This is a genomic window from Hazenella coriacea (genome assembly GCF_004341825.1).
In the GTDB taxonomy this organism is placed as follows: Bacteria; Bacillota; Bacilli; order Thermoactinomycetales; family Thermoactinomycetaceae; genus Hazenella; species Hazenella coriacea.
Genome location: NZ_SMAG01000003.1, coordinates 282,018 through 297,743 on the forward strand (window position 1 = coordinate 282,018; position 15,726 = coordinate 297,743).

Genomic DNA, 15,726 nt, shown 5'->3' on the forward strand with positions numbered 1-15,726 from the left:
CGTCTTTTTTAATCTTATGATCCATGAATAGCTTCTTATGAACTATGGAGCACCAAAATCCTTTTCCTCATTAAAAAAGGCAGGGAACCTATACTATTCCCAACCTTTTATTCCAACCTTATTACATTTGCACATTCTCTTTAACCTCTTCCAATACCACTTGCTGTCTTGTTCCCCACAACATTTTTTGAAATACCAAAGTAAAACACCCTAAAGCCACTAGTACACACCCAACTCCAAAATAGACTTGGCTAACCCCAAGCCATTCCACTAAGCCTCCACCTATGATCGGTGGGATAATCATCGTTACACTAATGACAGTATTACTCAAACCAAATACCCGACCTGTATTCTCTTTGTCCGATTCTTTTTGCAGAATAATATTATACGAAATTAAAAACAAACCGGCTCCAATCCCAGCTAGAATGATGAGAGGAACCACGATGAGAAATGAAGTATCTTGGGTAAAAAGTCCAATTCCTCCAAACCCCAATCCGATCAATACCATGCCCCCACCGATCAACCATTCATAACGATTGTTTTTTAATTGGCTCACGATGAAAACTCCAACGCCGCCACCGATTCCCGTCACTGCAATCGCCCAACCCATCAAACTAGGAGACTGGGGGAATAACTCTCGGAAGAGGGTCCCGATCTGTGCTTCTACTATATTCAAGACGGACAATGTCACAAATGCAGATAAAACCGCTACAAAGAGAACCCTCTTTTTCGTGACCACTTGAATTCCCTCAAGCCATAGGCTCCACATACCCTTTTTTTCGCTTAATGTCTGGTTTCTTTCTCTAACTTCCCTTCCGACCTTTCCTAAACGGAAAAAGATCCAAGCAGATACTAGATTAGCTACAATTTTGATGATTAACAGCGATGTAGTCGAAAAATAGAGTAAAAGAGCTCCACCTGCTAAGGGTCCGACAATCTTTCCTAACTGACCGACCATCCCATTCCAAGTAACCGCCTGATCCAGATACTCTTCTTCTACCACTTCTTTGGTCAATGCTTGTTGTGCAGGCATAAAGAGCTCATTAAATATGTTTCTCAGAAATAACAATGGCAACAATAAATAGATCGAATTAATAAAAATAATCAAACCTGTAAAGATCGCGATAGACAGATCTGCGATGATTAACAAGTTCCTCTTTGGCCAACGATCTGCTAAAACCCCAGCCCAAGAGCCAAATAAAATTCCTGGTAAAGCTTGCACCACAGGCACTAAACCAATCAGAAAAGGAGCTGTTTTCCAATCATAGGCCACAAGCACACTCATCGCAATAAAATCGAAGTATCCTCCCATCACAGATACCGAATAAGCAGCAAACATTCTCCTATATATTCGATTCCTCCATAAACCACTCTTTCTAGATTTCATATTTTTCTCCTTACACCATTTTTATCAGATGATTAGTTGTTACATCATTTAAAACCCATCTCTTCATCCACGCACAATGACTCAAACAAGGCATTTGCATGATTTATGCCAGATCTCAAAATCAGTATAATTGAATAACTATACTGATCATACACTTTTTTGAGAAAAATATAATTAACTATCATTAAATTATGCCATTTAACAATAAAAAGTGGTCAAATCCTAGAGTCTTGGAGCTTGATGTTTATCTTCCATCAGAATATAACCATTTCTACATGTGGGACACTTGATAACTTTTCGGTCCAAAGAGTTCCACACCTCACCACAACGGGAACATAGAACCCAATCACTTTAATATAACTTCGCTATGATAATCCCAAATTCCGGACCAATCCCAATCAATTAGTCATTACCTTACTTTTTCAAAATGTTAAACGATATTTCCTGTGCCGAAATAAAACAGCCAAAATCACTAGGGTAATCTTCGGGTGTAAATTTAAAAAGGTGATATCCAACCTCCACCTGAAATTTCCGATTAATCTTACCCGCAGTTTCATCATCAATCAGAGTTAAAACTGTCCCATTCTCAATGGTTTCCGTTGCCGTTTTCCACAACATGGGAAGAGAGATTAAAAAAACACCTTTGAATTTAATTTCAATATCTGGATAACTAAAACTGAGTCCACCATATACAGTTAACTCATCAGCAACATATTTTCCTACACAAAAATCAAACCATAACTCTCCTTTTAAATAGTTGTTAATTTCTTCTACTACAAATCTAGTTTTTTCTAGATCCAACGATTCTAATTGCATCTTTGATTCCTCACTTTAGCTGAATCTGTGTTGCCTTTCCATCTTCCTGATATTATTCATGTTGTCTCCTAGCTACTCTTTTAAAAAAGAGGACAGGGCTTACCCAATATGTAAAATATAAGAGGTATTTCAGAGATAAGCTGATATAACAACATAACATTTTATACTGACCCCATAAAACCCCAGACAAAAACTAAGTTATACTGAGGTTAAAGGAGTGGTTACATCAGAAAAGGCTATGAATGTATGAAATACTCTTGAAACATATTAGATAAATTTCGGAGGATTTAAACATGAAGATACTTAAGGAATGGTCTTTATTTGAAATTTCATGGTTACTAACATTTACAATTGTAAACATTTATTTGTTTTTTGCTTTCGATGATACACTTATTGGTCTAGTGGCATCTCTAACAGGAATGTTATGTGTTGTGCTTGTGGCAAAAGGTAAGATTTCTAACTATTTCTTTGGAGCCATCAATACAGCACTATATGCATACTTATCTTATAAACAGCAATTGTTTGGTGAAGTAATGTTAAACGGGCTGTTTTACTTTCCAATTCAATTTATTGGGTTTTATCTTTGGAGTAAAAAGAAAACAAAAACAAATGGAGCTATAACCATTGAGGTTAAAAGATTAACAAAGAATGGTTGGCTTATTACTATTTCAATTGCAGTTACTGCTATCATCTCATATGCTCTTCTCTTAAAATATCTTGGTGGTAAACAAGTGTGGCTAGATTCAAGCACGAATGTATTATCAATCATTGCGCAGATTTTAATGCTTAAACGGTTTGCAGAACAGTGGGTCATTTGGATTGTGATCAATATGCTTTCGATCACCATGTGGTCGATCGCATTCATGACAAGTGGTGAAAGCATAACTGTATTAGTCATGTGGTCTGCATATCTTGTGAATAGTATTTATGGATATATAAATTGGAGTAAGTTGGCAAAAGAGCAGGAGGCTTCATGATGAAAAAGCAAATAAAGACTGTAGGAATGTATGGTGGTAAGTTTTATCCCATACATCTCGGTCATGTATACGCTATGATCGTTGCATCTACTTTAGTAGACGAATTACATATTATTATTTCATATGACGATGAGTATGAGAAAAATATATTATCAAATGGTAGTAGACTACCACACATTGATTATCAACTGCGAATGAGATGGTGGAAAGAAATAACTAAAGATCTGCCATATGTACATGTACATGCTGTATATGAAAAGAATGACGGTATGTTTGAATCATGGAAATTAGGCTCAGCAGGTATTAAAAAAGTAGTTGGCAAGCCCATAACCCATGTATTCTCTTCTGAAAGTGCTTATGGAGCTATTTTTGAAAAGCTATATCCAGAAGCTAACCACATGGTAATTGATGAAAATCGTAAGAAATACCCTATATCTGCAACTCAACTTCGCAATGAAGGAGTTTATAAACATTGGGATATGTTACCCGATGTTGTTAGGAGAAATTATGTCAAAAAGGTTGCCATAGTAGGAACTGAATCATGTGGGAAATCAACATTAGTTAAAAACTTAGCAACTCTTTACAATACTAATTTCGTTGAAGAGCATGGTCGGTCATTTTATGAAGAACTAGGTTCTTACGATACTTTTGAAGAAGATTACTTGAAAATTGCTTATCGACATAAATACTTTGAAGAACGCGCCTTATACAATACTAATAAAGTAGTATTTATTGATACAGAGGCTACTGTGACACATATGTTTTTAAAAGAATATCATAATATCTCCAATGAAACATTGCGTATGATTTCAAAAGAGCAAAAATATGATCTATGGCTGCTCCTTGAACCTGATGTTGAATGGGTAGATGATGGCACTCGAGCATTTGGCAAATACGAACAGAGATTAAGTGGCAATGATTTGATCAAAAGAATGTTGGATGAAAATGGGGTTGATTACACTTCTATAAAAGGAAATTATCATGATCGACTCACAGTCTCTATGAAACTTATTGATTCGATTATTAAATAGTAATCAGAAGGCTTCAGCTACAAAATTTAAAAGTCGTGGGATCTGTTTAATCAAAGAAGGGGTAGAAGCCTCACTCTCTATTCCCTTCTTTGATTTAAAAATTCTTGCATCAGTTTTTCTACATTAGGATCAGGACGATAATCATCAATTAATTTTGCTAAAGCTCCTTCTTTCATCTACCTGATCCACTTCCATTTTATAATAATATTATAAAATGGAATAAAAAGAAAAATATTCACTCTATTAACCTTTTTATACCAATAAATTGACGTATCATCACAAATCTGTCATAATGCATTAAACCATATAATTCATTTTCATTTGACAGACTAGTTTAAAGAAGCCTAGTTGATTGGATTCAATGCAAAAAGCTAGGTGGTCAAAAGCACTTTTATTTGTTCATTCGTTTCATCGGAATTGAAAGCGTTAACAATATTGTCCATTACTGTTAAAAGGAGTGAAGCTTATGGAGCAATACGGAGTCTTTATAGCGATCGCGATTTATATGATTGGTATGCTAGTGCTTGGTTATTTAGCTTACCGGAAGACCAACAATATTTCAGATTATATGTTGGGTGGACGTACACTGGGCCCAGCTGTTACGGCATTGAGTGCAGGGGCTTCAGATATGAGTGGCTGGTTACTGATGGGGCTTCCTGGAGCGATGTTTGCCACTGGGTTAAGTAGTGGTTGGATTGTCGTAGGACTTACTTTGGGAGCTTATCTAAACTGGATCTATGTGGCACCCCGTTTACGGACGTATACGGAAGTGGCTAATAACTCCATCACTATTCCAGACTATTTTGAATATCGTTTTAAAGATGGAACCAGACTGTTACGAATCACTTCAGCATTGGTGATTTTTGTATTCTTCATCTTCTACACTTCATCAGGAATGGTTGCTGGTGGGGAGTTATTTAAAAGTTCCTTTCAGCTTGATTATACTTTAGGAGTCTTGATTACAGCTGGCGTTGTCATTGCCTACTCGTTGTTTGGAGGTTTTATTGCTGTCAGTTGGACAGACTTTGCACAAGGTACGATTATGTTTATTGCCCTTATCCTTGTTCCTATTGTTACGATTCTTCATATAGGTGGATGGGGACCAACTTTTGATACGATTCATTCGATCAATCCGACTTATCTCGATGCTTTTAAAGGAACTACCACGATTGGTATTATTTCCTTATTAGCATGGGGATTAGGATACTTTGGACAACCCCATATTATTGTTCGGTTTATGGCAATCTCTTCTGTCAAAGAGATTAAAAGTGCACGTCGGATTGGTATGGGATGGATGATCTTTTCGATCGTTGGTGCTATGTTCACCGGTTTAGTGGGGATTGCTTATTTTAACAAAGAAAATCTGGCGTTAAAAAACCCTGAAACGGTATTTATCGTGTTATCTGAAGTTCTCTTCCATCCGCTTATCGCTGGATTCCTTTTAGCTGCGATCTTGGCGGCGATCATGAGTACAATCTCTTCCCAGTTACTTGTAACGACAAGTGCGGTGACCCAAGACTTTTATAAAGCATTCTTGCGTCGCTCTGCTTCAGAGAAAGAGTTATTGTTAGTCGGACGTCTCTCTTTATTGGCCGTCTCGATCATCGCAATCCTCTTAGCTCTCAATCCTAACGAAACGATTCTTGACCTTGTTGGGTACGCTTGGGCCGGATTTGGAGCCGCCTTTGGACCTGTCGTCTTACTCAGCCTCTATTGGAAGCGGATGACCAAATGGGGGGCCTTAGCAGGAATTCTTCTGGGTTCAATCACAGTAATTGTCTGGGAACAGATCCAACGGTTTGATCCTGTGTATGAGATTATCCCCGGGTTTATCGCCTGTACGTTGGCAATTATCATCGTCAGCTTACTCACAAAGAAACCTGAGGAAGAAATTGAAAAAGAATTTGATGAAGCGGTTCAACATGTACGCTCAGCAAAGTAAATATGAATCAAAAAAGAGCTCCTACATTCGTGTAGGGCTCTTTTTTCGATGGGTATTTTTCGAAAAAAATCATTCATTTTCCATTACATAACAATCCTTGGGAACAGCCGAAAGCAATGGACTCAGCTGATCAGTAGCATAGATATGTAACTCATGCATGGCACGAGTACAAGCCGTGTAAAAAAGTTTCCGCTCGTTCTCTTTTCCATATACTAATTCTGAAGCATCAAAAATAATTACTGCGTCAAATTCGATTCCTTTGGCCAAATAAGAGGGAATGACGAGGATCCCTGTCTCAAAAGAAACCGTCTCCTTTTGAATCAGATGTAGGGAAACGTGATCCTTTAAAGATTCGTAAGCAATGTGACTCTCTTTAGCGGTCTTGCAAATGATTGCGATGGACCGATGTCCCGTAGCTTGAAGGGCTTTAATGCGTTTTGTAATCAGTGGAACTAGCTCCGAAGTCTCTTTAACTAGAGTGAGCGTGGGTTTACTTCCTTGTCGATTGAAAGGCTCAATCATTTTTCCTCCTGGAATGAGTTCCCGTGTAAATTCGACGATCTGACGAGTGGATCGGTAACTTTTCGTTAGGATCAATGTCTCTGTCTGTTCAGCTTCGTAATATGAAGATAATGTTTCAAAGCCGTTCTGATCGATTGTGTGAGTATAGATCGCTTGATTTAGATCGCCAAGAACAGTGATTTTACTATGTGGGAAAATTTGTTTGATAAAGAAAAACTGAAATGGCGAGTAATCCTGTGCTTCATCTATAAATACATGTCGAATCGCCGTGTTGGTATGGAATCCTTCGATCCGCTCTTTAAAATATAAGTATGGGGTGGCATCCTCATAGGCAAGTTCTAATCGATCCAGTCTCTCTATTGTTTGATGACAAATCTCATTCCACTGTTCAGGTAGACATTCACTAGATCCCAACTGAGATGCCAAGGATGGCTGTGCAAACAATTGCCGATACATCGCAGGAATATCGATGAAGGTCAGTTTTTTCACATGTGAACGAAGTGGCTTGAAATGCTTTTTCACAACGATTTCAGATAACATCTCTTGTTCTCGATCAAAATCGTTAAACGTATTCCCTCTGTACTGTTTTTCTCTTTGAAGTCTTTGATATACACGAAGATAGACTTCATGATCAAGGAGTTGAACTTCATTTTCCACCCATGGTTCACTCTGCTCTCTACGCTCTTTTTCAGTTAAGATATCTAACAACTGATCAGTTAGTAACCCCATTCGCTTGGGAATCGAGAGCATGGGGTCTAAAGTGTAAAAGATGTCCCTCATCAGCTCGGCAGATATGATCACCTGATCCCGAAATCGAATCTCTTTAAAGATCAAGCCTTCCTGTCCAAGAAAACGGATATATTGGTCAATCATCTGCATAAATTCAATCGTTGCTTTATACTGAATTCCTGCGACCCGAGCTCTAGATCCCCCTTCATCACTGGGAGTCAGTACATTTTCCATCTGTATAAATGGATCTTCCACCTGAAATGTTTTAGCAAGGTGATGCTCCAAATATTCTTGGAATGTTTTTTGTTGGACATTTTCTTCACCTAGCTCAGGAAGTACCGTAGAAATATAGCTGCCAAACATCGTGTTAGGAGAAAAAAGAATGATTTGTTCTGGACGTAGTGTTTCTCGATACCGATAAAGTAGGTAAGCTACTCGTTGTAAAGCTGCTGATGTCTTCCCACTTCCTGCCGCTCCTTGAACGATGAGCAATCTACTTTTTTCATTCCGGATCAATTGATTTTGTTCTTTTTGGATCGTAGCGACGATGCTTTTCATCTGTGCATCTGCTTGCTTTCCCAAAACCTGTTGAAGTAACTCATCACCAATCGTAACCCCAGCATCAAACATACTGATGATTCGCCCCTGACGAATGATGTACTGGCGCTTTAACTCCATCTCTCCTGAAACTGTTCCACTCGGTGTCTCATATTCAACAGGACCAGGAGAGAAATCATAATACAGACTAGAGATGGGAGCTCTCCAATCATAGACTAGATAATTTTCACCCTTTGGATCAAGGAATGATGCAATGCCAAGATAAATCTTATCCAATTCCTTCTCTCCATGCTCTCGAAAGTCAATCCGACCAAAGTAAGGGGATTGCTTCAGTTTTTGTAACGTTTTCATCTGCTTCTGGGCAAGCTGATGATGACGCTCTCTTTCTGATAAGACTTCCGCCTGTTGTTTTACACTAATATAGGTTTCAGCCGCTTCACCAGGATCATCGATATTGACACTCACATCATCCCAAAAGTTTTTGCGAAGATCGACGACTTCAGAGTGGAACTTGGTAACACCTTTTTGCAGTATAGAAATTTGTTTGTCAATCTCGTCAGCTAATTGTTCAACACGAGTCTGTTCTTTTAGCCATTCTTGCTTTTCCATACTCATCACCTCAACTCCATGTTTTAAAAAATTTTAGGCTCAAGGGGTTTGACAAGTCGACAATCACCATGATATAATATAATTGGATAATAATAACCAAATGATTATGGATGTTTTTCGCCGTTTTTTATTGTAATATGAGATCGTTGAAAAAGCAAGTAATGACATAAAGTCGATTATTATATAAAAAAGCATGCATTTGCCCATACGAGATCGTGGGTGAATGCATGCTTTTTTGTTATTTAATCTCGATTTCGATCGGCTCAGAGACTAGAGACCATTCGCCACCTAACATGGAGTATGATGTGGTAGCTAATAAGGTCAGTTTACCTTTTGTAAGTGCCTGAATCTGATTTCCTTCCATCTTTACATGAGTTCCATTTTCAATAGCAAGAAGGTTTGCGGCGATATTGGTTTTAACTTCTTTTCGGTCAACCATCATCGCTTCAATGGAGACAGTTTCACCTACTTTTAAAGTTAATTTCTTTTTCTTTGGTTGCAAGCTAACTGGAGCCTCATTGACCCATTGAGTGTAATCAGTAATGGGGCCTGTGCCTCCAGATGCTAGATATTGTCTGAAGGGCTCCTGATTTCTAAAGGTCCAGTTATAGGTGAGCAGTCCTCTTTGTCTCATAAAAGTGAGGAATTCTGGGTAAAGGCTTCCATAGCTCGCATTTAGAGTCGCATTCATCATATTTCCATAGTGCATCATTTGGGACGCTTTTTCTAACTTAGCCTCTTTCGTCGCTGGGATCGATGATGAGTATAGATAACCTAAGCCGATCGCTGGTTGCAACTGATGAGTCGCTATCACACTATTCGCGTCAAAGCTTTGTACCATCACTTGACTAGTCATACCCAGTTCTTCAATCATGTCGACCATTTCTTTTTCAAGACCTGTAGCTTTAGTCTCTACCAACAGAACTACGTCTTTACCATTAAACTCTTCTAAGAACTCACGAAAAGTAGGAACTTTCTCTCCTGCAAACTCAGAACTAAATTTAGAGCCTGCATCTAGTTGACGAATTTGCTTTAAAGTCAAAGATTTCACTGCACCTGTTCCATTCGTTGTACGATTGACAGTTAGATCATGCATAATGACTATGTGTCCGTCTTTGGTCATTTGAATATCCGTTTCCAGTACGTCTGCTCCCAACTCATATGCCTTTCTATAAGAAGCCATCGTATTTTCAGGAGCCAGTGAAGGAACACCCCGATGAGCTACAATGACAGGTCTTTGCATCATCGTTTGCTCCGGATATTGGCTTAGTGCTTGAGTGATAACTTGAGGGAAGGATGTAATCACACCATTAACCCCAGTTTGAATCAATTGATGAGTAGATGTTAGATCTTTTTTATGACTCATTCCCCATACGGAAATCGCTCGTTGATGAAAGAAATGTGTGATTTCAGGAGTGATTGCCTTTTGTGGGAGAATCACCACTTTCGCTCCATGTGCATGAACCTCTTGTACGATGCGATTTAAATCTTTTTGGCTTTGAGATTCTTCTTCATAAAGAATACCACCACGTACGACACGATATTGAGTTTTTAGATCACGGACAATCTCTGGTTGACTAGAAACGATCTGCACATCGTCAATGTTCATTTCCTTTAGTAAAGTAGCTACTTGATGGACAAGCTTTGGATCCTCGATCCGGATGATGGGAATATGCTTTCCGTTTAGTTGTCGCAATACATCAGGGAGACTAGCAATAACTGTAGAACGATGGAAAGCAACCAATTGCCCTTTTTTCCCTTCACGAACTTTCAATAAAACAGAAGATACTCCCAAACTTTCTAATTGATTGATTTCTTCTATGGATTGAATTTGTGAAATAAGGGTTGGGGGGCTAACAATACCCGTCTGTGGTTCTTTAGGTTGTAAAGGAGCTTTTTTCTCCACTGGTGGGAGCGTCCCTGGATGAAGTGCAACACGAACATTGTCAAACTGTACAGTAGCTCCATTGACTTGAAAGCCTAGATCTCCAGTTTTCCATTGACTAGCTAAGTCGGTATGAATCACTCGTTTACCGTTAATATATTGTTCAACGATTTGATCTGATACGATGACTTTGACGTGATACGTTTTCCCTAAAACAAATGGTTCATGATAAAAAGCGGTCTCTGGAACATGCCATTGATTTGATTCGTTACGAATCGCAAACTCTAAACCATTTAAAGCGGTTGCTCCTCGTCGAATGGCGAATTGATAGTAAGGAAAGCCTTCTGGTTGAATTCGATACATCAAAGAAGCCCAACGTGAATCGTCTACTGCCGATTGAAACGTCAAATCTGCTTCAAAAATATAGTCACCTGTTTCTTTAGGTGCAGGGATACGAACCCGAGAAGGTTTACTTGATGATGGTGAGGATAAAACTAATTTTCCATCCTGAACGGCTCCAGTTCCTTCGATCAATGACCATTGATCTGGTAAAGAGCCATTGGCTAGTTCATTAAAGTTTTCACTTAACCATTCACTCTCTTGAGAAGGTGATGCTGGTTTGGTTTCCGCAAAAGCAAAACTTACATTTCCTAGTGCAAAAATCATGATCATCAACAATACAAATGATCTCTTTAACCAAGACTTCTTCTGGTGACTCATCATTCTCCTCCTTGACTAGCCTCGCCTCGTTATTCTTAATCTAGGCTGTCTTCACTCAGCCTATAATAGATTTGTTAATCAGCTGTATACGATCAATCACTTTTTAACAAAGATTCGATATAGCAAAAACTCTGTTTAGACTCGTGTATGATGAATTAAGAAAAATAGTGTACTTCATCTGCATATGTACTCTATTCGTTGCCTACAATACACAGAGATAGCCTATGTCTACATGCAGCGGACTTCTCCACTTCTTTACGAGGGATAAGCTCATGGTGGGTGAAAATCAAGCTCTGTTACTCTCTTTCATATAGGTAAATATTGTCTAATCGACACTACTGATTCTGCATGATTGTCAATAACACAGAGCCAATCATCAAGTAGCTGAAGTGGTATTCGTCAATGATTGACCCAAAAACAGTTTAGGTAAAGTGATTTCTGAAAAAGGTGCATGGATGACTAACACTCATCACCCGGCTCCGCATTTTCTATTTGTTTTATAGCATAAACTTTTTAGAAATAACCTACACTAAGGATATACTTAACACTACCAAAATTTGACTTGTTTTTTATGGTGAATTTTAATGAATACATTTACTCCTCCAACTCATTGGATGATGACACAAACATGGAATCATGTATTATTCGTTCACTTCCCACTTAAGCCAGATCTTTTACGGAGGCTTATTCCGCAACCGTTACAATTGGATACATATCAAGGAGATGCATGGGTGAGCTTTGTCCCTTTTGCGATCACAGATATGCGTCTTCACTATTTACCGCCGATCCCTTTCACCACACAATTTTTACAAGTTAATCTACGTACATATGTGAAATACAAAGAAAAACGAGGGATCTATTTCATTAGTCTTGATGCAAACAATCATTTAGCTACTTTATCAGCTCGTACTTTTTTTTATCTTCCCTACAAATTTGCTAGAATCACGATGGAACACCTAAACTTATGTAATCGCTTTACTTCTCACCGAGACAAAGACACCATCTTTACTGCTTACTTTCGCCCTTCAGGGTCCGTATTTTGCTCAACACCAGGCTCTTTAGAAGAGTGGCTCACCGAACGTTACTCACAATTTATTGTCAAGGGTAAACAGGTATATGAAGGAAAACTTGTACACCCTCGGTGGCTATTACAACAAGCTGATTGTGGTCTTTCTGGCAACTGGATCTCTAGCTTTCACCCCAGTTTGTCTGAGATCGAGCCCATCTGTCACTATTCCGAGAAACAGACAGCTTGGATGATGATACCAAAAAAAGTATAAAAAAATAAAAAGAGTGCTCATAAGCACCCTTTTTAAAGTCAAATCTATTATTTTGAAACGACTGATCCTGCTAAATGATATTTAATTGCAATCCGTTCCACTTGCTCACCTAACTTTTCACCTAATTCGGGGCGAACCATCCGAATATAGCTGGTGGTTCCTTGAATATATGCCCAGAAGTTCGGATGATTGGAACGATTTTCTGCTTCTAAACCATTTTTCTCTACATTGTGAAGCAAAGCACGAAAACGACGTAGGTCTTGCCGAGTAAGATTTGGCTTTTCGTTCACCACAATCCCTGTTACCCGTTGCCGACGGGAGGCTCGCAAAACTCTGGTTTTCTCTTCATTGACAGTAAAACCTTCAAACTTAACGATGTTCCGAACGGAATTCAAGAGAGTCCCAATCTTTGAAAGTGAAGACTCTTGACAAGAAAAGGTTAAGTCATCGGCATAACGTGTATAAATAAAACCATTCGTTTGTGCTAAGCCCGTTAACCTTTCATCCAAACGCCGACATAGAATATTAGTAATGCTTGGACTGGTACATGCCCCTTGAGGTAATTGACGTTCACCCAAAGCTACATGATAGATCTTTCCATTAAATGAGGCTTCTTTTCTTGGTGGTTCGGTACATAGACAAGCAAAAAGAGTGCTAATCGCTTCACTGTATCCAAATGAGTGAAATAAACCTCTAACACGCCAAAAAGTAATTGAAGGGAAAAAGTCTTTCAAATCCATTTTAATGACAGCTGCTTGGTTGACGTGTTGTTTTGCATTATCTACGGTATTGATTTGAGGCACAAATCCGTAAGCTGCCGAATGAACTTGAATCTGATCTAGAATATGGGCTTTGATCCATGCTTGCGCCTGTCGTAATAGAGGTTTTGGGGAGGATATTTCCCGTTCGCCTCCGTTTTTCTTAGGAATGGTAAAACGATAATAATGATTGATGGTAGCTGTATCCCGATGGTATGTAAGCCATTTTAATTGACTCAAAGTAATCCCCATCTCATCAGCACATTGAACCGCTGAACGGATGAGTGGTAACCTTTGCTCCATTAACTTCTTTTCATCGGTTTCAAAGGATTGTAAACCAGCCGAGAGTCCATCTCCTACATGTACGATATGCGATTCTTTGTAATCTTGCCAACGAGCTTTTCGGTCAGCCTCTCTTTTTTCGATGGCAGCTTTTCGGTCAGCTCGTTTCTTTTTACTCTCTTCAATCCGCTTTGCACGTGCTTGTTTTAATATTTTATTGAGATTAGAAATTTTCGCTGACTCTTTTTGTAACTCTTGTAGTTCAGCTTGTAGTTGCTTTAATTTTAATTCATCTTCTGCTTGTTCTCTTTTTTCTTCTGGAGTAAGTGGTTTTTCTATCCAAAATCCTAAACGAAGCATCTCTTTTTTGATCGCTTCAGTTCTTCCTTCTGATTTAATCCGTTCAATCCACTCTTCTCGGGTTAATTGTTTGACTTCCTCTTGGTTTTGTTCTTCAGTCATCGGTTTCCCTCCTCTCATCCTTGTTGCGTTTGCCGATAACTTGAGATTAACGCTAACATATGCTCACAAGGTCCCTGCATCAAGCGATTCTGTTTATAGAAGTAACAAGAGCAAGCTCCGCGAGCGATGCGACCATCTTTATCCAAAGTAACCGTTGGATTAAATGGTTTAGTCTTTCCTTCTACCGTTCCTTGAAGCTCTACACCTTCCTCAACTGTAGGTAAGACACCTTGTAATGAAACTTTCCCACTTTCAAGCAATTTTTCTGCTTCTTCTTCACGTGGATTCGTGTATTGTAATTGATCCATTGGAAGAGGATCACGAGTTAATTCCCGTAAACGATACTTTCCGATTTCTAAGTCAAACATGACTCTCCCTGCACTACATAGTTGGCGGATCGCAGCTTGAACTACATTCTCTGGTAAGTGGGTCCAACGGGCTAATTCGCTTTCCGTAGCCGTTTTCTTTAATTTTAGTTGCGCGAAAACAAGGGTACTTTGACGCGGTGTTGCTTCTACACTGGTTCCCACCATGAGGTCAAAGTTTCCGGCTCCTGCCCAGTCATTCCTTGTCCAACCAGACAGTCCAAGGGTAAAGCTAAGTCCACCCAAATCTACAACATAAAAGCTTGGCATCCCCGTTCCCAATAAATGGACAGTAATCTGGTTGGCTAAGGGTAAGAGACGCTCTAAAAGAAATAGACGGCGACGTCCCCAAACCCGAATCTCTTTTGGTTCATCACCTAGGTAGACAGAATCTGTAAAGACCATCTCTTCATCCCATGGCTGGATGATACATTTAACAGGTTGACCTGGTTGTAATACATACTTAAGGGATCGTGGGCTCTTCCGCTCCTTGTGACGGCGTAAGAAAGCACATAGATTATATAGATCGACTGGTTTCATCGTAAATGAAGAAGTAGGCAAGCTCATCGCCGATTGTACTTGTAAGAAACCTCGTACCCAACTGGTTGGTACATCAATCTTTTTTTCTTTATAAACTTCGCGTCCTTCTGTAGCTACCTCGAATCCACTTGGATCAATTTGAAATTCAGTAGGTCGATAAGTACGAATTCGTTGTAATGCCCCTAATAAGTTGTCTGAAAAGTCAATGTTGGTTGTTCCATATTGAAACTCCTTTACATCCGTAAATAAACGATCATGAACAGCTAATCGTCCATATGATGACTCATCTAAAGAAAAAGCTTCAAAAAAGACTTGATCTGGTGCCACAGTAATCACGGGATCTAAAACCCACCAAGCATCTGGACTATTCTTATATAAGTACTGGAAGTATTCTCGACGTGCATTATAAAAGTCAGTCATCCGCGCATCTCGCCGCTTTTGCAAAACTTTAATCTGTTCACGAACCCCTGTCATTTGTTTGGCTAGATCTGATTTCAGTGTCAAAATAACTGCAATATCATCCATGTACTGCTCTTGAACCCAAGCCTGATAGGCAGTATGATCTTTCGGTTTATAGTTTAAATCAGATACAACCACATCTCTTAGTGCAATCATGGCATCTCGATAGCGGATCGGATCAGCGATTTTCCCACGAAAATAAGTGGGCTCCCTTCCTAAGTCAGGGGAAAAGTCAACGAGTGTCTGCCCTCCGACATGACTGATTCCACTTGATTTGGCATAAGTTTGTTGAAAAAGCATAGTTCTCCCTCCATTTCGATATTTGTTAGTGTTGAGTTGACAGTAATCCTAATCATCTAAGGCATCGGAGATCGAGTTTTACCCACCATGAGCTTGTACCTTGT

At 39.1% G+C, this 15,726-nt stretch carries 10 protein-coding genes; 4 read left to right on the forward strand and 6 right to left on the reverse strand.

From position 1 onward, the window contains the following. Positions 1-121: 121 nt before the first annotated feature. Both EDD58_RS07550 and EDD58_RS07555 read right to left on the reverse strand, forming a co-directional pair. A complete protein-coding gene (locus EDD58_RS07550; RefSeq protein WP_131924249.1) occupies positions 122-1,387 on the reverse strand; it encodes an MFS transporter in 1,266 nt (421 codons plus the stop codon). 414 nt (positions 1,388-1,801) lie between these two features. Continuing rightward, positions 1,802-2,203, reverse strand: coding sequence for a hypothetical protein (locus EDD58_RS07555; protein WP_165875862.1), 402 nt, complete (start codon positions 2,201-2,203; stop codon positions 1,802-1,804). Positions 2,204-2,496: 293 nt separating this feature from the next. On the opposite strand from EDD58_RS07555, the gene pnuC reads away from it, so the two are divergent. From pnuC to putP, 3 genes are all read left to right on the forward strand, one after another. After that, complete coding sequence (pnuC, locus tag EDD58_RS07560) at positions 2,497-3,180, forward strand: nicotinamide riboside transporter PnuC (RefSeq protein WP_131924251.1); 684 nt, start codon at positions 2,497-2,499, stop codon at positions 3,178-3,180. Then, positions 3,180-4,211, forward strand: coding sequence for a multifunctional transcriptional regulator/nicotinamide-nucleotide adenylyltransferase/ribosylnicotinamide kinase NadR (gene nadR / locus EDD58_RS07565; RefSeq protein ID WP_131924252.1), 1,032 nt, complete (start codon positions 3,180-3,182; stop codon positions 4,209-4,211). Before pnuC ends, nadR begins: the two co-directional genes overlap by 1 nt. Positions 4,212-4,677: 466 nt before the next feature. Further along, entirely contained in the window at positions 4,678-6,153 is a 1,476-nt protein-coding gene (putP, locus tag EDD58_RS07570; RefSeq protein WP_131924253.1) for a sodium/proline symporter PutP, read from the forward strand. 69 nt (positions 6,154-6,222) lie between these two features. Here the strand turns inward: putP and helD are convergent, their stop codons facing one another. Both helD and EDD58_RS07580 read right to left on the reverse strand, forming a co-directional pair. After that, positions 6,223-8,577 (reverse strand): RNA polymerase recycling motor HelD, encoded by a 2,355-nt coding sequence (gene helD / locus EDD58_RS07575; protein WP_131924254.1) that lies wholly within the window; start codon positions 8,575-8,577, stop codon positions 6,223-6,225. A 232-nt stretch (positions 8,578-8,809) separates the two neighbouring features. Next, a complete protein-coding gene (locus EDD58_RS07580; protein WP_165875863.1) occupies positions 8,810-11,176 on the reverse strand; it encodes a glycerophosphodiester phosphodiesterase family protein in 2,367 nt (788 codons plus the stop codon). 584 nt (positions 11,177-11,760) lie between these two features. Here EDD58_RS07580 and EDD58_RS07585 point away from each other — a divergent pair. After that, positions 11,761-12,456 (forward strand): YqjF family protein, encoded by a 696-nt coding sequence (locus EDD58_RS07585; protein WP_131924256.1) that lies wholly within the window; start codon positions 11,761-11,763, stop codon positions 12,454-12,456. Positions 12,457-12,503: 47 nt separating this feature from the next. Here EDD58_RS07585 and EDD58_RS07590 read toward each other — a convergent pair whose 3' ends face one another. Both EDD58_RS07590 and EDD58_RS07595 read right to left on the reverse strand, forming a co-directional pair. After that, positions 12,504-13,958, reverse strand: a complete 1,455-nt coding sequence (locus EDD58_RS07590; RefSeq protein ID WP_165875864.1) for a reverse transcriptase domain-containing protein — start codon at positions 13,956-13,958, stop codon at positions 12,504-12,506. A 14-nt stretch (positions 13,959-13,972) separates the two neighbouring features. Further along, complete coding sequence (locus tag EDD58_RS07595) at positions 13,973-15,622, reverse strand: SWIM zinc finger family protein (protein ID WP_131924258.1); 1,650 nt, start codon at positions 15,620-15,622, stop codon at positions 13,973-13,975. Positions 15,623-15,726 lie beyond the last annotated feature (104 nt).

Excerpts from the sequence above, each read along its gene's own strand:
- EDD58_RS07550 (WP_131924249.1), bottom strand. The coding sequence starts at position 1,387 with ATGAAATCTAGAAAGAGTGGTTTATGGAGGAATCGAATATATAGGAGA.
- EDD58_RS07555 (WP_165875862.1), bottom strand. The coding sequence starts at position 2,203 with ATGCAATTAGAATCGTTGGATCTAGAAAAAACTAGATTTGTAGTAGAA.
- pnuC (WP_131924251.1), top strand. The coding sequence starts at position 2,497 with ATGAAGATACTTAAGGAATGGTCTTTATTTGAAATTTCATGGTTACTA.
- nadR (WP_131924252.1), top strand. The coding sequence starts at position 3,180 with ATGAAAAAGCAAATAAAGACTGTAGGAATGTATGGTGGTAAGTTTTAT.
- putP (WP_131924253.1), top strand. The coding sequence starts at position 4,678 with ATGGAGCAATACGGAGTCTTTATAGCGATCGCGATTTATATGATTGGT.
- helD (WP_131924254.1), bottom strand. The coding sequence starts at position 8,577 with ATGAGTATGGAAAAGCAAGAATGGCTAAAAGAACAGACTCGTGTTGAA.
- EDD58_RS07580 (WP_165875863.1), bottom strand. The coding sequence starts at position 11,176 with ATGAGTCACCAGAAGAAGTCTTGGTTAAAGAGATCATTTGTATTGTTG.
- EDD58_RS07585 (WP_131924256.1), top strand. The coding sequence starts at position 11,761 with ATGAATACATTTACTCCTCCAACTCATTGGATGATGACACAAACATGG.
- EDD58_RS07590 (WP_165875864.1), bottom strand. The coding sequence starts at position 13,958 with ATGACTGAAGAACAAAACCAAGAGGAAGTCAAACAATTAACCCGAGAA.
- EDD58_RS07595 (WP_131924258.1), bottom strand. The coding sequence starts at position 15,622 with ATGCTTTTTCAACAAACTTATGCCAAATCAAGTGGAATCAGTCATGTC.